Annotated in this window: 15 protein-coding genes and 7 tRNA genes; 10 read left to right on the forward strand and 12 right to left on the reverse strand. The window is 59.6% G+C overall.

Annotated elements, in window-relative coordinates; translation table 11 throughout:
* Positions 1-44: 44 nt before the first annotated feature.
* From CCANI_RS07895 to CCANI_RS07925, 7 genes are all read right to left on the reverse strand, one after another.
* Positions 45-629: an ATP adenylyltransferase gene (locus tag CCANI_RS07895; RefSeq protein WP_425457339.1), complete on the reverse strand. Its 585-nt coding sequence runs from the start codon at positions 627-629 to the stop codon at positions 45-47.
* Positions 601-2,586: a threonine--tRNA ligase gene (gene thrS, locus CCANI_RS07900; RefSeq protein WP_246118229.1), complete on the reverse strand. Its 1,986-nt coding sequence runs from the start codon at positions 2,584-2,586 to the stop codon at positions 601-603. Before thrS ends, CCANI_RS07895 begins: the two co-directional genes overlap by 29 nt.
* A gap of 1,287 nt (positions 2,587-3,873) precedes the next feature.
* Positions 3,874-4,320, reverse strand: coding sequence for a hypothetical protein (locus CCANI_RS07905; protein ID WP_146324563.1), 447 nt, complete (start codon positions 4,318-4,320; stop codon positions 3,874-3,876).
* Positions 4,321-4,579: 259 nt separating this feature from the next.
* Positions 4,580-5,824 carry a Dyp-type peroxidase gene (locus CCANI_RS07910; protein WP_146324564.1) on the reverse strand — a complete coding sequence of 415 codons (1,245 nt, stop codon included), beginning with the start codon at positions 5,822-5,824 and terminating at the stop codon, positions 4,580-4,582.
* 31 nt (positions 5,825-5,855) lie between these two features.
* On the reverse strand, positions 5,856-6,494 hold the full coding sequence (locus CCANI_RS07915; protein WP_146324565.1) for a copper chaperone PCu(A)C: 639 nt from the start codon (positions 6,492-6,494) through the stop codon (positions 5,856-5,858).
* A gap of 8 nt (positions 6,495-6,502) precedes the next feature.
* Positions 6,503-7,126: a copper resistance CopC family protein gene (locus CCANI_RS07920; RefSeq protein ID WP_186750268.1), complete on the reverse strand. Its 624-nt coding sequence runs from the start codon at positions 7,124-7,126 to the stop codon at positions 6,503-6,505.
* A 146-nt stretch (positions 7,127-7,272) separates the two neighbouring features.
* Positions 7,273-7,344 (reverse strand) — tRNA-Val (locus tag CCANI_RS07925).
* On the opposite strand from CCANI_RS07925, the gene CCANI_RS07930 reads away from it, so the two are divergent.
* The 9 genes from CCANI_RS07930 (at position 7,337) to msrB (ending at position 10,079) form a co-directional block, all read left to right on the forward strand.
* Positions 7,337-7,546 (forward strand): hypothetical protein, encoded by a 210-nt coding sequence (locus tag CCANI_RS07930; protein WP_146324566.1) that lies wholly within the window; start codon positions 7,337-7,339, stop codon positions 7,544-7,546. The genes CCANI_RS07925 and CCANI_RS07930 overlap by 8 nt on opposite strands.
* 52 nt (positions 7,547-7,598) lie before the next feature.
* Positions 7,599-7,671 (forward strand) — tRNA-Gly (locus CCANI_RS07935).
* A 36-nt stretch (positions 7,672-7,707) separates the two neighbouring features.
* Positions 7,708-7,778 (forward strand) — tRNA-Cys (locus CCANI_RS07940).
* A gap of 9 nt (positions 7,779-7,787) precedes the next feature.
* A tRNA-Val gene (locus CCANI_RS07945) sits at positions 7,788-7,859 on the forward strand.
* Positions 7,860-7,898: 39 nt separating this feature from the next.
* Positions 7,899-7,971 (forward strand) — tRNA-Gly (locus tag CCANI_RS07950).
* Between the two features lie 46 nt (positions 7,972-8,017).
* Positions 8,018-8,089, forward strand: a tRNA-Val gene (locus CCANI_RS07955).
* 39 nt (positions 8,090-8,128) lie between these two features.
* Positions 8,129-8,201: transfer RNA gene (locus CCANI_RS07960), tRNA-Gly, on the forward strand.
* A gap of 92 nt (positions 8,202-8,293) precedes the next feature.
* A complete protein-coding gene (locus CCANI_RS07965) occupies positions 8,294-9,535 on the forward strand; it encodes a glycosyltransferase family 87 protein (protein ID WP_186750270.1) in 1,242 nt (413 codons plus the stop codon).
* Positions 9,536-9,665: 130 nt separating this feature from the next.
* The gene (gene msrB, locus CCANI_RS07970) at positions 9,666-10,079 is read left to right on the forward strand and encodes a peptide-methionine (R)-S-oxide reductase MsrB (protein WP_146324567.1); all 414 of its coding nucleotides are present in this window, start codon (positions 9,666-9,668) and stop codon (positions 10,077-10,079) included.
* Between the two features lie 1,045 nt (positions 10,080-11,124).
* Here the strand turns inward: msrB and hemQ are convergent.
* On the reverse strand, positions 11,125-11,829 hold the full coding sequence (gene hemQ / locus CCANI_RS07975) for a hydrogen peroxide-dependent heme synthase (RefSeq protein WP_146324568.1): 705 nt from the start codon (positions 11,827-11,829) through the stop codon (positions 11,125-11,127).
* 157 nt (positions 11,830-11,986) lie between these two features.
* Between hemQ and CCANI_RS07980 the strand changes: the two genes are divergently transcribed.
* Entirely contained in the window at positions 11,987-12,583 is a 597-nt protein-coding gene (locus CCANI_RS07980; RefSeq protein WP_146324569.1) for a DUF3000 domain-containing protein, read from the forward strand.
* Between the two features lie 75 nt (positions 12,584-12,658).
* On the opposite strand, the gene CCANI_RS07985 is transcribed toward CCANI_RS07980, so the two are convergent.
* Genes CCANI_RS07985 through CCANI_RS08000 form a run of 4 tightly spaced genes read right to left on the reverse strand, consistent with a single transcriptional unit; the run spans position 12,659 to position 16,312 of the window.
* The gene (locus CCANI_RS07985; RefSeq protein WP_146324570.1) at positions 12,659-13,414 is read right to left on the reverse strand and encodes an iron ABC transporter ATP-binding protein; all 756 of its coding nucleotides are present in this window, start codon (positions 13,412-13,414) and stop codon (positions 12,659-12,661) included.
* Positions 13,411-14,391: an iron chelate uptake ABC transporter family permease subunit gene (locus CCANI_RS07990; RefSeq protein WP_146324571.1), complete on the reverse strand. Its 981-nt coding sequence runs from the start codon at positions 14,389-14,391 to the stop codon at positions 13,411-13,413. Before CCANI_RS07990 ends, CCANI_RS07985 begins: the two co-directional genes overlap by 4 nt.
* A complete protein-coding gene (locus CCANI_RS07995) occupies positions 14,384-15,319 on the reverse strand; it encodes an ABC transporter permease (protein WP_146324572.1) in 936 nt (311 codons plus the stop codon). The genes CCANI_RS07990 and CCANI_RS07995 overlap by 8 nt, the downstream gene beginning before the upstream one ends.
* A 6-nt stretch (positions 15,320-15,325) precedes the next feature.
* Positions 15,326-16,312 carry a siderophore ABC transporter substrate-binding protein gene (locus CCANI_RS08000; protein ID WP_146324573.1) on the reverse strand — a complete coding sequence of 329 codons (987 nt, stop codon included), beginning with the start codon at positions 16,310-16,312 and terminating at the stop codon, positions 15,326-15,328.
* Positions 16,313-16,508 lie beyond the last annotated feature (196 nt).

The following is a 16,508-nucleotide window of genomic DNA, read 5'->3' on the forward strand; positions in this document are numbered from 1 at the left end:
CCTTCCCTCGCCGCAGCTCGAAAACCTTGGCGCATCTTATCGGACTACAACGTGACGGAACCAGGGGCATCCTCAAGCTCGGACCAGGCCCGCGCCAGAAGTGCGCGCGTTTCACGCAGCACCTGCGGGAGGACCTTCACGCCGTCGATAATCGTCATGAAATTCGCGTCGCCGCTCCACCGCGGAACCACATGCATGTGCAAATGATCGCCCACAGAGCCGCCCGACGAACGCCCCAGGTTAAAACCAAGATTAATGGCATGTGGACGCGACACCTGCTTCAACGCGCGGATCGCCGTCTGACCAAACAACATCAGCTCCGTCATCTCCGGCGGCGTCAAATGCTCAAACTCCGCGACCTTGCGGAACGGAACCACCAGCATATGGCCGGAATTATAAGGGAACAAATTCAGCACACAGTACACGAGCTCGCCGCGGGCCACGATCAGGCCCTCCTCATCGCTCATGCGCGGCACCTCAAGGAACGGGTCCCGGAACCTGCCCTCATCCTCATTCGCGCCTTGGGCAATATAGTGCATCCGGTACGGTGCCCACAGGCGTTCGAGGCGGTCCGGGGTTCCCAAACCCTGATCCACAAAACTATCGTCGTGCTGCAACAGATTCCTCACTCGGTTGGTCATTGATGCGCTGGCGAACCCACTGTTCGATCAGCTCAACGGCCTCCGCAACGGGAACACCATTGACCTGCGAGCCGTCGAGGAACCGGAAGCTAACCGCCCCGGCCGCGACGTCGCGAGCTCCCGCCAACAGCATAAACGGAACCTTGCCCGTAGTGTGATTGCGGATCTTCTTCTGCATGCGATCGTCCGAAGTATCCACCTCGGCGCGGATCCCACGCTCCCGCAGCTTGGCGCACACATCTTCGAGATGAGGGACGAAATCATCCGCCACCGGAATACCCACCACCTGGTGCGGAGCGAGCCACGCCGGGAACGCGCCCGCATAATGCTCAAGCAACACACCGAAAAAACGTTCAATCGAGCCGAACAGGGCGCGGTGAATCATGATCGGGCGCTTCTTCGTGCCATCCGAAGCCGTGTACTCCAAATTGAAACGCTCCGGCAGGTTGAAATCCAATTGCACCGTGGACATCTGCCACGTGCGGCCGATCGCATCGCGCGCCTGGACGGAAATCTTCGGGCCGTAAAACGCGGCGCCACCCGGGTCCGGCACGAGATCAAGGCCGGACCTATCGGCCACACGCTGCAGAATCTCCGTGGACTTTTCCCAGATTTCATCCGAGCCCACAAACTTCTTGGGGTCCTTGGTGGAAAGCTCCAGGTAGAAATCGTCCAAGCCGTAATCGCGCAGCAGGGAAATAATAAAATCGATGACCGTGGACAGCTCTTGTTCCAGCTGGTCCTCGGTGCAATAAATGTGCGCATCGTCTTGGGTAAAGCCGCGGGCGCGGGTCAGGCCGTGAATCACGCCGGACTTTTCATAGCGGTACACCGTGCCGAATTCAAACAACCGCAGCGGCAATTCGCGGTAGGAACGGCCGCGCGACGCGAAAATCAGGTTATGCATCGGGCAATTCATCGGCTTGGCGTAATAATCCTGAGCCTGCTTTGTCACATTGCCATCCGCATCCGTTTCCCCGTCCAATTGCATCGGGGGGAACATGCCATCCGCATAGAAATCCAAATGGCCGGACTTTGCAAACAAATCGCCTTTAGTGATGTGCGGGGTATTCACAAAGGAATAACCCGAGGCGATATGGCGGCGCCGAGAATGCTCCTCCATCTCCAGGCGCACGATGCCACCGTCCGGGTGGAACACGGGGAAACCGGAGCCGATCTCATCGGGGAAGCTAAACAGATCAAGCTCGGCGCCGAGGCGACGGTGATCGCGGCGCTCCGCCTCCGCCAACATCGTCTGATATTCATCAAGCGCTTCCTTCGACTCCCACGCCGTGCCATAGATGCGCTGCAGCCCGGCATTTGCCTGATCGCCGCGCCAATATGCGGCCGAAGAACGCGTAAGCGCAAACGCCGGAATATACCGAGTGGTGGGCACGTGCGGCCCGCGGCACAAGTCATACCATTCGACGTCGCCCGAACGCGGGTTCACGTTGTAATACCCGGTGAGCTCGCCAGCGCCAACCTCGGTGGCCTCCTCCGAATTCGGATCTACATTGCCCTTATCCTCGATCAGCTCCAGCTTGTACGGCTCGGCGGCGAGGGCCTCGCGGGCCTCCTCCAAAGACCCGTACACGCGGCGCTCAAACTTTTGACCCGACTTGATGATCTTTTTCATGCGCTTTTCAATGCGCTTCAGGTCCTCCGGCGTGAACGGTTCCGCGACGTCGAAATCATAGTAAAAACCATTCTCAATGGCGGGACCAATACCCAACTTCGTGCCGGGAAACTCAGCCTGCACCGCCTGCGCAAGCACGTGTGTAGTGGAGTGGCGAATAACGCTACGCCCCTCCTCCGAATTAGCCGGGACTGGAACAAATTCCGCATCCTCAGCGGGCACAAAGCTCAAGTCCTTCAGCTGCCCCTCAGCATCCCGCACGCACACAATCGCCTCTGGGCCCTTGTTGGGCAATTCCAACTCCCGCATCGCGGTGCCAACCGGCACCCCGGCGGGAACCCGGAATCCAGCATGCTGGGGATTATCACAAGTACACACGTAACGCGCTCCTTTTGCGCTCAGGCGGGAGGCGACATACCTGGCCGTCCCCGCAATCGATCACACAATCCGGATAATAAAAACCTTGCGCTACCCCACGCAAAATGAAAAAGGGGCAGCCAACCGAAATGCCTGCCGGTCATACTACCCCTCACGGTTTCACCCCGAACACTCCGGCTCCCCGAAACTTGGCGCGGCTACCGGCGAGGCAATCAGTGGTAGTTGGAGGGTAATTCCTAGATTTTGTGTTGAAAACTCGGCGGCGTCACATCTGCCTCAGGCAGATCTAACGCGGCCGTTTTGCGTTCCTGCGGAAACACCACTGGGCGGCGGCCGGCGTGTCGAATCTGCCTGAGCGTGGAAAACCAATGGCCGATTTCGGCCCCTAAGCCACCTCAGTGACAAGGTTGTGCGCCACCGCCTAGGTCGCCGATGGGTTGTGTGCAACCGCTGACCTGGGCTCGTCTTTCTATTCTTCATTCGGGGCCCCAACGAAGTTCCGGACGAATCTGGGCCAAAAACGCCGTGTACGCCGCAGCTCGTCTTTCCATTCTTCGTTGGCCACCCCAATGAAGAAATTCCGGACGATCGCAGGTCAACGCTTGTTCACAACCTATCAGGGCAAGCTGTTGGCAAGGCCGTTCCACACATGCAAGGTCGAATCTTCCCGCACCATCGGCCCCGCCACATCTGCCTCAGGCAGATCTAACGCGGCGGGTTCGGCCTCCTGCGGAAACACCGCCGCGCGGCGGTCGGTGTGTCGAATCTGCCTGAGCGCGGAAACCCATTGGCCGATTTCGACCCCAGGTCAACCCAGCGGCAATAGGTTGTGCACCACCACCTAGGTCGCCGATGGGTAGCGCGCAACCGCTGACCTGGGCTCGTCTTTCTATTCTTCATTCGGGGACCTTACGAAGAAATTCCGGACGAATCTGGGCCAAAAACGCCGCAGCGCGTCTTTCCATTCTTCGTTGACCACCCCAATGAAGAAATTCCGGACGATCGCAGGTCAACGCTCGCGCGCAACCTATCCGGAGCTGCACACAACCTACCGGCAACCAATGGCTGGCGGAGCTTCCCTGGCACAAGGCACCCAGACGATGAGGCTAGAACTTTCGCGAAATAAACCCGTCGCCTAGTCCTGATTCACACGACCATGACCTGTACGGCGGCCCCACTAGGCCGCACCATTCAAGCGGCCCCGCTAGGCCGCACCATTCAAGCGGCCCTAGGACGCATTAACACCGCCGCGAGCAACGCCACAACGGCTGGAATGTAGTACATGCCGATAGTGAACGAGGAAATCAAGGCAAATGAAACCAACAAGATAGCGGCAAGGATTGAGGTCGGGTGCCAATAACGCCCACGTGCGGCGAGCGGGAGCGAGGCAAACAGCACCGGTATGGCGACGATCAGCAGGGTAACTAACCCCTCCACAGTCAGCACGGTTGCGGCGGTAACTACGCGATCTCCGTAAGAGTTCGTCTCCACTACAGCATAGGAAGGCACAAACAGGATCGCGATGGAAGCCCCGAGCGCCAACACTGCACCGACTGCCTGCACGAGGCGTTTGCGGGAAAAATACCGCTGAACTGTGGAAACACCATTCCATCCGGGGCCACCATCCGCGAACCTGCGCGGTGCGTTTTCGGGCAGCGATTCCATGTGCCTCACCTCAATTGATCCTTAGCGGGCACGGGATACACGGCACCGCATCAAGTCGAATACAGTTGTGAATGTAACACTACACTAGGTAAGGCATACCTACATACCGTTCCGCCGAAAACCCGCCCCCGACCCCGCCCGTTCACGGCTCACAGCCCACCCCACAACCTGCCCCCCGTTCACGGCTCACAGCCCACCCCGACCCCCCGATCACGGCTCGCGGCACCCGCGCGGATCCCACCAAAACCCCCGCCACCGCTTACGCCTCGAAAAGCCCGGCTCCCCAGTATTTATCGCGCCCTTCGCCCACGCCTGGCGGGCAGTAGAACACGGCGGATCCGATGTGGATGATCCACTGGTTCAGGCGATCGGCCTCGTCCAAGCGCTCCTGAATCGGCACGAATTGCTTGAGCGGGTCTTTCTGGAAGCAGATAAACACCAACCCGGAATTCGAACTTACTTCCGAACCGGGGTCCGGCGGGAGGTCATAGTTATAGGCCCGCCGCCGCAGCTTCTGGTTCGGCTCGTCCTCGGGCGGCGCGGAGCGTGCCATATGGCTGAGCGGGTCGATCATGGGCAGCCCGAGGTCATCAGATTTGTCAAAATCGGCGGCGGTAAACTCGTCGCCACCGGAGAGCGGCGCCCCGCTATCCAATTTGCGGCCGAATGCGATCTCCCGGGAGCCGCGATCCAGAATCTCCCAAGTATCCATGTTCATGCTGATCCTGCGCACCACCATGCAGGTGCCGCCGTGCGACCACTTGGGGCCTTCGTCGATCCACACGATATCGTCGTATTCCGTATCGGAATGCGGGTTAATCGTGCCGTCTTTCAGCCCGAAGAGATTGCGCGGCGTCTCCCCTTCTTCCAACCCGCCGGCGGCGTGGAGGAAGCCCTGCTGCAACCACTTCGTGGCGGCGTAGTCAATCCCGGAGCGGATCATGTGCCGGGTGGCGTGCGCCAAGGTCAGTGGGTCATCGCAGCACAGCTGTAATACGATGTCCGCCTCGCCCCACTCGTTTTGCAGTTCGTCGCGGGAGAATTTCGGCAGCGGCCCCAACCATGCGGGCCGCTTATCGGTTTTCCCAATGATGTCAAAGAGGCGCGCCCCGAACCCGCAGGTAATGGTGAGGTTGGCGGGCGTGATCACCATTTCCGGCTCTAGGTCGCCCAACGGGGTTTGCCCTTGGGTGAGCCGCTCGGCGTCTTCGGTCCATAACCGCAATAGGCGTTGCACGCCCGCCGCATCGATGCCGTTGCGCACGGTGAATGCCACGAGGTTGAGGTGCGCTTGGCCGGGCGTGGCGATCCCGGCCTGGTGGACACCCGTGAATTCATGTCTTTCGTTTCTTAGGTTTGCTGCTGGGGTGTCTTCCGATGCCGGCTGGGCTGCGGAGCCTGCGGCCGGGCCGGCGGCGAATACGCTCCCCGCCGCGGCGGTGGAAAGACCTGTGAGAAAACCTCGACGACTTACAGTGAATTTGGACAGATCTTGCTGATCCATGTGAACACGGGGTCCTTACGTATCTGTGTTACTAATGGTTGTGACCGTCGTGGGAATTCGACTCGGAATGCTCCATATGGTCCATGCCACTGTTGCCCTGCACGCTACCGTCGCTGCCGTAGTCCTCTTCCCCAGAACCAATGGTACGCACCGGAAGGTCCTTGATCGTAACTTCCTCACCATCGGCGGTCTTGAGCATCAGGTCCACGGTATCCCCGGCCTCGATCGCATCGGCGATATCCATGAGCATCAGGTGATCCCCACCGGGCTTAAGCTCGTACGTGCCGCCCGCCGGGATCACAATGCCGCCTTCCTTCATGCGCATGGTGCCGTCCACGGTTTCGTGGATTTCGTATTTGCCCACCCCAGACAACGAGGAGCTAAACGATTCCACGGTAATGTCCTTGTCCCCATTGTTTGCCAGGGTGCCAAATATCGCGGTCATCGGCTTGTCCGCGGGCTTGGCCTTGACAAAGCCGTCGCGGAGTTCCACCTGCGCGTCCGAGGCCATCGCCGCGGACGAGCTGGATTCCATTGCGGAGGTCGCGGAGCTCATCGCCGAAGAAGCGCTCGTGGCCTGGTCTTCGGCGGAGTTCGTGCATCCGGCTAGGGCTAGCGCTGCTGCGGCAACGACGGTAATACCTACACGGGATACGTGGCGAGAAGTCATGTATACACTCACTTTCGTTGGAAAAACACATAGGCCGCACCGGCGGCGATGATCACAAATAGCGCCCCACCGAGGTACCAGCCGAGCATGCTTGGCTCCGGCTCCTCGGGGGCGACGGCGGTGTCGGTAGTTTCTGACGGTTGTGTTGTCGCATCCCCCACGCTAAAGGTGGTTTTGCCGCGCGTCGCATGTCCATCCGAAGACGTAATCTGAAAGCCCACAATATAGTTTCCGGGCCCCGGCTGAATATCCTCCGGAATATCCACCGAAACGAACTGTTGATCCAATTCCGGCTCGGTGCGCAATAAAATTTCGGAGGTATCCGCATCGCTCACCGCAATGGTATTAAAGGTTTCCTGCGGAATCCCGGAAAACTCCAACGAGATTCGCCGCGGAAATTCGGCCACCGTGGACCCGTCCGCGGGATCGGAGGAAATGACCACGTCGTGGGCCGAAGCTACGGGCACCGCACTCATGATCAGCGCGGCAGCACACAACGCCGCGATTTTTCCTAACGCCACAAAAACCTCTTTCCACTGCAGCTGCGCTGGCACCCCAAGACGCAGGGTGACATCGACAACATTGAGTAGTCGTACACAACGGCGAAAAAGTTCCCGGGGTTGAAAAACCATACGCACCCCGGCAAAACATCGTCGACGCGCGGACTCCAGCCTACTCCCCAAACGATGGCCCCGGTACCACGCCGAAGCCGCGCGCGGGGGTTATGGTCGCGGCGTCGAAAAGCAAAAAAGCCCACCCTAAGGTGAGCTATAAACAGTGGTCCCAGCTGGGATTGAACCAGCGACCTTTCCGGTGTGAACGGAACGCTCTCCCACTGAGCTATGGGACCATTTTGTGCTGAGAAGGAAGTTAACACACGCAGCGCCGCCAGGTCCAATCCGCAGGTCACGCCCCTCACCCCCACCCCGCTTATCGACGCCGCGCCCTGCCCGCTAGCGTCCGCGCCCACCGTCCGCGCCACTTACGGCGGCCGTCGATTCGGTAACTCGTGGCTGAGCTGGGCATTTGGCATTTTCCCCGGCGGCGGCTAATGTTTTTCTCGCACAAGCACAGCGGGTTCCTTGCCGGCTGGGGTTGTGGAAAGCGGATGTAGCGCAGTTGGTAGCGCATCACCTTGCCAAGGTGAGGGTCGCGAGTTCGAGTCTCGTCATCCGCTCTGGTACACTTTGCGTACCTGAGGCGGTAACGCCACGGTGGAATGGCCGAGTGGTGAGGCAACGGTCTGCAAAACCGTGCACACGGGTTCGATTCCCGTTTCCACCTCGCTTGCTAGCGCGTTTAGCTCAGCGGGAGAGCGCTTCCCTGACACGGAAGAGGTCACTGGTTCAATCCCAGTATCGCGCACTGGAGTTCTGCACCGGCTCTGAAAACTATGGTGTGTATGCGGATGTAGCGCAGTTGGTAGCGCATCACCTTGCCAAGGTGAGGGTCGCGAGTTCGAGTCTCGTCATCCGCTCAAAGTTTCTATCGCGCCATTGGGGTGCGATGCGAAACCTCGCCCCGCGCGTTTAGCTCAGCGGGAGAGCGCTTCCCTGACACGGAAGAGGTCACTGGTTCAATCCCAGTATCGCGCACCGGAGTTCCGCACCGGCTCCGAAAACTATGGTGCGTATGCGGATGTAGCGCAGTTGGTAGCGCATCACCTTGCCAAGGTGAGGGTCGCGAGTTCGAGTCTCGTCATCCGCTCAACATGAGAAAGCCCTGATAACCTCGGGGCTTTCTATTATTTTTCGGGGTGTAGTCCCCTACGCCCGCTATCAGTTCGATAGGGTGAAGCAGTGACTTCCCAACTCATTGACAAGCTTAACCATGCGTGGGTATCCAGCCCCCCAGCGGCGCCCGAGCCCCAAGGGCCGCCCCGCCGCACCAGGTGGGACCGCGTTGGGAATTCCATCTTCTGGCCGTTCACCGTGTTGACCATGCTCCACGTGCTGGCCGTGCGGGCCGTAAACGGCAATGTCACCGACGATTTCTCCACCGTCTACTACGCCATCCGGCGGGCCATCGAAGGGGTATCGGTATACAACGAAACCTACTTCTATGTGGACCCCCACTACCTATATAACCCCGGTGCCACGCTGCTGCTTTACCCCCTCGGATTGATTTCCGACTTCACCACCGCGCGCGTAGTTTTCGTGCTGTGCAACGCGATCGCCATCGTTGCGGCGCTCGGGCTGCTCACCCGCATGTTCGGCTACAGCCTGCGCTCGCTGGTGTGGCCCGCCTCGCTGCTCGCCGCGTTCTCCACGGAAGCCGTGCAAAACACCCTGGTGTTCTCCAATATCAACGGCCTGCTGTTGCTGGCGTTGGTTGGATTCCTGTGGGCGCTGCTGAATCAGCACAATATCGCCGCCGGGGTAATACTGGGCGTGGCCATATTGATCAAACCCCTGTTCGCGCCGCTACTGTTCCTGCCGTTCGTGCGCTTCCAATGGTCCACGGTGGGGATCGGGATGCTCGTGCCCGCGGCGGTCAACGCCATCGCCTGGCCGGCTATCCCCCACGCCGGCGACTACGTCACGCGCACCATGCCCTATCTCAGGGAAGTCCGCGACTACGCCAATAGCTCGCTGCCCGGTGCCGCCGTCTACTTCGGCATGCCCACCTGGCAGAAAAACCTTTGGTTTGTGCTGTTCGCGCTCGCCATTATCGTGGCCTTGTGCATCCTGCTGCGCTACCGCCACACCGAACCTTTGTTCTGGGCGTGTACCACGTCGAGTTTGCTACTCACGGGCGTGTTCTTCCTGTCCTCATTAGGACAAATGTACTACTCCATGCTGCTGTTCCCACTGGTGTTTACCGTGCTACTCAAGCGCTCCATCATGCACTCATGGCTATCGTGGCTGGCGGTATTCTGCTTCTACTCCCCCGCGCTCTGGGCCTGGGAAGACTACCAAATCTACGGCCGCTGGATCGACCTCTTCCGCGGCACCTTCGGCTGGGGAACAATCCTGATAGTCACCTGCGTATTCTCCGTCCTCTGGCTGCGCCGGGAATGGACTCGGCCCAAAACTGGTTAACAGTGACGAACCTGCCTTGAGCCGATGCGCTGGGTTTGACTGTCAGGCCAGAACGGTGCGCGCTGGCCGTAAGCGCAGGTTTGTAACCCTAGACCCGAGTTTCACCCGAGTTTTCACAATGGAGTTTTTCATGACCGATTTCAGGTTGATTTCCGACGCCGAATGGCGGCAACGCCTCAACGCCGAAGAATACCGAGTACTCCGCCAAGCCGGCACCGAAGCGCCTTTCAAGGGAGAATTCACCAACCACAAGGCCGAGGGAATCTACTCGTGCCGCGCCTGCAACACGGAACTCTTCCGCTCCAACCAGAAATTCGACTCACACTGCGGGTGGCCGTCCTTCTTCTCCCCGCTGGCGGGCGATCGAATCATCGAACGCGTGGACAAATCCCACGGCATGGTGCGCACCGAAGTAATCTGCGCGAATTGCGAATCCCACCTCGGCCACGTTTTTGCAGGCGAAGGATACGACACGCCTACCGACCTCCGGTACTGCATCAACTCCATCAGCCTCAGCTTTGCACCCGCAGATTCAGAAAGCTAGCGAGCAACCTAATTGCGCGGGCGTTTTCGCCAAGGCTTAGCGCGCTGCAATGGTGTGCTTGATGGGTGCTTGATAGGTTGTGCGCAACAGCCTAGGTCGCCGATGGGTTGTGCGCAACCGCTGACCTGGGCTGGTCTTTCTATTCTTCATTTGGGGGTCTTACGAAGAAATTCCGGACGAATCTGGGCCAAAAACGCTGCAAATCGTCTTTTTATTCTTCGTTGACCACCCTAATGAAGAAATCCCGGACGATCGCAGGTCAACGGCTGCACACAACCTATCAGGGCAAGCTGTTGGCAAGGCCGTTCCACACATGCAAGGTCGAATCTTCCCGCACCATCGGCCCCGCCACATCTGCCTCAGGCAGATCTGACACGGCGAGTTCGGCGTCCTGCGGAAACACCGCCGCGCAGCGGTCGGCATGTCGAATCTGCCTGAGCGCGGAGCATCGTCGGCCGATTTCGGCCCTCAAGTCACTTCACCACCGATAGGTTGCGCACAACCACCCCGGCGGCAATAGGTTGTGTGCCACCACCAAGGTTGCAGAAGGGTTGTGCGCAACCGCCGACCTGGGCCCGTCTTTCTGTTCTTCATTTGGGGCCCTTACGAAGAAATTCCGGACGAATCTGGCCCAAAAACGCTGCAAATGGTCTTTTTATTCTTCGTTAAGGCGCCCAATGAAGAAATCCCGGACGATCGCAGGTCAACGGCTGCACACAACCTATCGGCAGGCAGGACCCAGCGGAGCTTCCCAGACGATCAGGTTCGAACTTTCTCGAACCATCGGCCCCGCCACATCTGCCTCAGGCAGATCTGACACGGCAAGTTCGGCGTCCTGCGGAAACACCACCAACCGACGGCCTGCATGTCGAATCTGCCTGAGCGCGAAGCCCAACAGCCGCTCCAACCCTCCAAATCACACCGCCGATGGGTTGCCCACAACCTACCCGAGGCTAGGCCCAAACGCACCCCAACCAAGCCATATCCCAGACGCGCCCCACCCGAACCAAATCTCCCCCAACACCCCCCGATCCCCCGCAACCCCCTAAGGCAGAACTTCAATAATCTCGGCGATATCAGCAACGCGCCGGCCGCTAAAGAATGGGATTTCTTCGCGGACATGCAGGCGCGCTTCCGTGTGGCGCATCCGGTGCATCAGGTCGACGTTGCGGTGCAATTCGGGCGCTTCGAACGCTAGGATCCATTCGAAATCGCCAAGGGCAAACGCTTGCACCGTGTTGGCCCGCACGTCCGGGAAGTCGCGTCCGGCGCGACCGTGTTCGGCGAGGATTCGGCGGCGGTCTTTTTCGTCCATCAGGTACCAGTCGTACGAACGCACGAATGGGTAAACGGTGATCCAGGCGCCGGGTTCTTCGCCCATGATAAAGGACGGCAGGTGCGATTTATTGAACTCGGCCGGCCGGTGCAGCGCGGTCCCGCTCCAGGAGGTTTCGGAGCATTTGCCCAGCACGGTGGTGCGGCGGAATTCGTTGTATACGCGTTGGAGGTCTACGATTTCTTCGGCGTGCCACCAGATCATGTAGTCGGCATCGTAGCTGATGCCGGAGATATCGTAGATGCCACGCACGGTGATATTGGGGTCCGCGTCGAGTTTGGCAAAGAATGCGCGGGCTTCGGCAATGGTTTCGTCTCGTTCGTCGCCGAGTGTTCCTGCGTTGATGCGGAAAACAACCCACTGGGTGTACTGCTGAACACTATTGAGCTTTGCAAAATCGATCTTTTTGGTCATGTTGCTCTTAACCTCTCTTCAGATGGCATACATGCTGGTATCACCCGTGATCCCAACTTTTCTACGGGTTATTCTATCCATGATTCGTAGGATTGTGGCCAGGGGTACCGGCGCGCCTCCGCACCCCCGTAGAGTTTGACGAGTATGTTTTGTCCTTGTGACCGACTCAGATGCCACATTACGTCCCGAATCCACGAGCTCGATTGCGGCCGAAAATGCGCCTCAGTTGTTCCGCGACGCCGTCGAGTCTATGCATTCTGCGGTGCTGCGTCCTGAGATTTCGCTGGGTACAATCCGACCTCCGCAGCGGCTCGCCCCGTTGAGCCATGCCATTGGCCTTGAGGTTGATAGTGAGGTGATTGATGGCGATGCGTTCGGGCGTTTGATTCTCTTGCATGATCCGCGTTCCGAGGACGGCTGGGAGGGGGCGTTTCGGCTCGTCGCGTATATCCAGGCGGATATGGACGCTTCGGTTGCCAATGACCCGCTGCTGCCGGAGGTTGTGTGGGATTGGTTGCAGGAGAGTTTGGCGTATTCGCGTGCGGATTACACGAACATGGCGGGCACCGTGACGTCGACGGCTTCGGTGCGTTTCGGCGATATTGGGGGCCCGCCGCGCGCGTTCCAGTTGGAGTTGCGCGCGTCGTGGACGGCGTCGGAGGAGCACCTGACCCCCCACGTCCAGGCCTTTGCGAAAGTGCTGGCGAATGCCGCGGGGCTGCCCCCAGTGGGCGTTACGGAGTTGCGGCGTTAGCCGCCCGCTTATCGACGCCCACCCGTACCCCACGCCACCTTTCACCCTCGCCGCGGCAGGGCACACGGCGGGTGCTTAGAAGTAAACCGCCATTGGACGGCCGTCGACATCCATGACGCGCATTTCTACATCGTAGAGTGCTTCGAGGTTTTCGGCGGTCATGAATTCTTTGGGGGTGCAGCTGTGTACCAGGCTGCCGCGTTTCATGGCCACGATGCGGTCGGAAAAAGCGGCGGCGTAGTTGATGTCGTGGATAACAATCACCACGGTGCGGCCGAGTTCGTCGGCGGCGCGGCGCAGCAATCGCATCATGGCGAGCGAATGCTTGATGTCCAGGTTATTGAGCGGCTCGTCGAGCAGCACATACTCCGTTTCTTGGGCGAGCACCATGGCCACGAAGGCGCGTTGGCGTTGCCCGCCGGAAAGCTCGTCGAGGGCGCGGTCGGCGTATTTTTCCAGGTCGAGGTATTGCATCGCCCGCGTGACGGCTTCTTGGCATTCGGGGGTGAGCCGGCCGCCGGAGTGCGGGAACCTGCCAAATTCCACGAGTTCGCGCACGGTGAGACGCACGGCTATCCGGTTTTCTTGGCGCAGTACTGCCATGATCTGCGCCAAATCCTTGGACTTGGTGGTGGTGACGTCCTGGCCGTCGACGGTGACGGTGCCTGAATCGGCGTCGAGAAGCCGGGCAACAATGCTGAGCAGGGTGGATTTGCCGGCACCGTTGGGCCCGATGACGCTGATAACGCCGCCGCGGGGGATGTCGAGCGAGACGTCATTGACCACGGTGGTGCCATCGTAGGCCTTGCTCACGTTTTTGATGCTTATCACCGGCTCATGCCTTTCTTGCTGAGCAGCAGGTAGAGGAACAATAGTCCGCCCAGGAATTCGATAATGACGGATAGCGAGGTATTGAATGCGAACACTTTGCCGAGAATCCATTGGCCCGCCACAAGGGACAGCATGCCCAGGGCGCTGGCCGCCGGAATGGTCCACGCATGACGGTCTGTTCGAACCAGCACATAGGCGAGGTTGGCCACGATCAAGCCGAAAAACGTGACCGGGCCAACCAGGGCCGTCGACGCGGACACCAGCAGCGAGCAGGCCACCAGGATCAGGATCACCTCGCGGCGGTAGTTCACCCCCAGGCTGATCGCGGGCTCGCGGCCGAGCAGGATCACATCGAGGGTGCGGCGGCGCGCCCAGATGGCGGCGACCACCGCAATAATCAGGATGGCGCTCAGGATGAGCAGGCGGACGTCGATAAAGGAAAAGGTGGCAAAGAACCGGTCTTGCAGCACCTGGTACTCGCCGGGATCGATCATGCGTGCGAGCAGTGAGGAAAGCGAACGGAACAATACGCCGACCACGATGCCCACCAGCAAAAGCAAGTCCAAAGACATGCGCCCACCGGCGAAGACCACGCCAAATAGCAGCAACGATAGGCCCAGCATCAGGCAGCTATTGATGGCGAACAGCACCAAGGAATCGGCACTATTAAAGAGCACGGTGCCGAACACAAAGACGATGACGGTTTGGATGAGCACGAACATTGCGTCGAAACCCATCAGCGAAGGCGTCAGGATCTTATTGGCCGTAATGGTCTGAAACGCCACGGTGGACGCGCCGATGGCGATGCCCACCACGCTCAGCCCGACGACGGTGATAATGCGGCGCTCGATCACGAATTGCCAGGCCCTGGGCAGATCGTACAGGACAAACAGCGCGGAGGCGGCCAGCGCTAATACGATCAAGAACCAGGTGATCAGGGTGCGGCGGCGGGCCGCGGCTTGCGCGAGGCTACCCACGGGCGTTCCTCCTTAGCAGCATCACAAGGAAGATTCCGGCGCCGACAACGCCCATCATCGTTCCGACCGGAATTTCGAATGGATAGCGGATCAACCGGCCGAGGATATCGCAGAACATGCACAAACCGGCCCCGATCACGGCCACCCATGGGAGCGAACGGCGGGTATTGTCCCCCATGATCATCGACGTTATGTTCGGCACCACGAGGCCGAGGAATGGGATCGCGCCCACCACGGTGACCACCACCGCGGACACCACCGCGACGATAATCAACCCGAGGTTCTCCACGGCCTTGGCGTTAATGCCGGCATTGATGGCGTAACTGCGGCCCAGCCCGAGGATGGTAAACCGGTCGGCCGCAATATACGCCACCACCACGAGGGTTCCAATGAGCCACAAGAGCTCGTAGCGCCCGCGCAACACGCCCGCATACGATCCCAGCTGCCACGCCCCAAGAGATTGCAGCAGATCGTATTGGTACGCCAAAAACGTGGCCACGGCCCCGATCACGCCGCCGAACATAATGCCGATCAGCGGGACGGTAAACCCGCCGGGATTGGGCACGCCACGCACTGCGGTAAGGAACAATGCGGTGCCACACAATGCCGCGATGGAGGCGCACACCATTTTCATCCACACCGGGGAATCCGGGTAGAACAGCGTGATCAAGAGCAGGCCGAGGGCGGCGGCCTCGGTGGTGCCCACGGTCGAAGGCTCCACAAACCTATTGCGCGCCAATAATTGCATGAGTAGGCCGGCCACGGCGATGGTGGCTCCGGATAGCAGAATGGCCACGGTGCGCGGGATGCGTGAGATCAGCACCACGTCCCCACCGGTGTCCGCTACCCCTATAAACAGGCTTACCGCCGACATCGCGGCGAGTGCCACGAATGCCAGCGGTAACCAATAATACGAACGTGCGCGCATCGAGACTTAGAGCGCGTTACCGACCGCATCAATCATATTGCCAAAGGTGGTGATGCCGGAGCCCACCAGGTACCAATCCGAGGAATCCAGGTACACGATGTGATCGTTCTTGGCGGCATTGGTGCCCTTGATCAGCTCGTTGTCCAGGGTCGCCTTGGCGGTATTGCCGCCGGAGCCGGTCGCGGCGTCGCGGTCGATCACGAAAATGTAGTCGGGGTTGGCCTTGGCCACATATTCGAAGGAGATGGCCTCGCCGTGGCGGCCGTCCATCTTCACCTCGGCGGCGGGCTTGTAGCCGAGATCGTGAATCAGTGCGAAACGGGAGGTCTCGCCGTAGGCGGAGAGTTCGCCGCCGTTGGTCATAACGATCAGGGCGTTCACGTTCGCGTCGGTGACCTTCTTCTTCACCTCGTCGAACTTGGCGTCAAGCGCGTCGACTTCCTTTTGCGCCTTGTCCTCAACACCGAAGATCTTGCCCACGGTGAGCGCGTTCTTCTTGGTGTCTTCCACCGGGTTTTCGTAGTCGAAGGAAAGGTCTACCGTCGGGGCGATCTTGGTCATTTCCGGGTAGGTCTCCGCGTTGCGGGAGCCCAGCAGGATCAGGTCGGGGTCCAGCCCAGCGATGGCCTCCATATCGGGTTCCTTCAGCGAGCCGACCTGCTTGACGTCTTTGAAATCATCGGCGACGTGCGGTGCGGCCTTGGCGGTGGGCACGCCCACGACCTTATCGCCGAAGCCGAGGGTGTCAACGTAGTCCAAGGCGGAGTAGTCGAGCACAACGATCTTTTCCGGCTCTGCCTTGATTTCGGTGGAGCCTTGCTTGTGCTCGACGGTCAGCGGATAGCTGGCCATTGCGGCGGCGCTGGTGGCGCCGCTTTCCGAGCTCGCGACGGAGGACGCACTGTTTTGCGAATCCTCTTCGCTGTTCGTGCAACCGGTAAGAACCAACGCAGAGGCCGCAACGAGGGCGGCGCAGCGGATGGCAAGTTTCATGTGACGTTTCCTTTACTGGAATCTGGTGCGGACGCCAAGTGTATGCCGTTAAAGGGAGGCAATCCTAACGAACCATACCGGACCGGGCCCTAGGGTTGTCAAACTTTTGATCTATTCAGCCGGCGATAAGGATGATGCTGAACACTCCCCAGCTACGATTCTTCCCCACCAAAAACGAACCTATTACACTGAACAG

Source organism: Corynebacterium canis (genome assembly GCF_030408595.1).
Taxonomy (GTDB): Bacteria; Actinomycetota; Actinomycetes; order Mycobacteriales; family Mycobacteriaceae; genus Corynebacterium; species Corynebacterium canis.

Coding starts and splice junctions, on each gene's coding strand:
- hemQ (WP_146324568.1), bottom strand. CDS start 11,829: ATGACCAAAAAGATCGATTTTGCAAAGCTCAATAGTGTTCAGCAGTAC.
- CCANI_RS07915 (WP_146324565.1), bottom strand. CDS start 6,494: ATGACTTCTCGCCACGTATCCCGTGTAGGTATTACCGTCGTTGCCGCA.
- CCANI_RS07905 (WP_146324563.1), bottom strand. CDS start 4,320: ATGGAATCGCTGCCCGAAAACGCACCGCGCAGGTTCGCGGATGGTGGC.
- CCANI_RS07910 (WP_146324564.1), bottom strand. CDS start 5,824: ATGGATCAGCAAGATCTGTCCAAATTCACTGTAAGTCGTCGAGGTTTT.
- CCANI_RS07920 (WP_186750268.1), bottom strand. CDS start 7,126: ATGGTTTTTCAACCCCGGGAACTTTTTCGCCGTTGTGTACGACTACTC.
- msrB (WP_146324567.1), top strand. CDS start 9,666: ATGACCGATTTCAGGTTGATTTCCGACGCCGAATGGCGGCAACGCCTC.
- CCANI_RS07995 (WP_146324572.1), bottom strand. CDS start 15,319: ATGCGCGCACGTTCGTATTATTGGTTACCGCTGGCATTCGTGGCACTC.
- thrS (WP_246118229.1), bottom strand. CDS start 2,586: ATGCGGGAGTTGGAATTGCCCAACAAGGGCCCAGAGGCGATTGTGTGC.
- CCANI_RS08000 (WP_146324573.1), bottom strand. CDS start 16,312: ATGAAACTTGCCATCCGCTGCGCCGCCCTCGTTGCGGCCTCTGCGTTG.
- CCANI_RS07930 (WP_146324566.1), top strand. CDS start 7,337: ATGGGACCATTTTGTGCTGAGAAGGAAGTTAACACACGCAGCGCCGCC.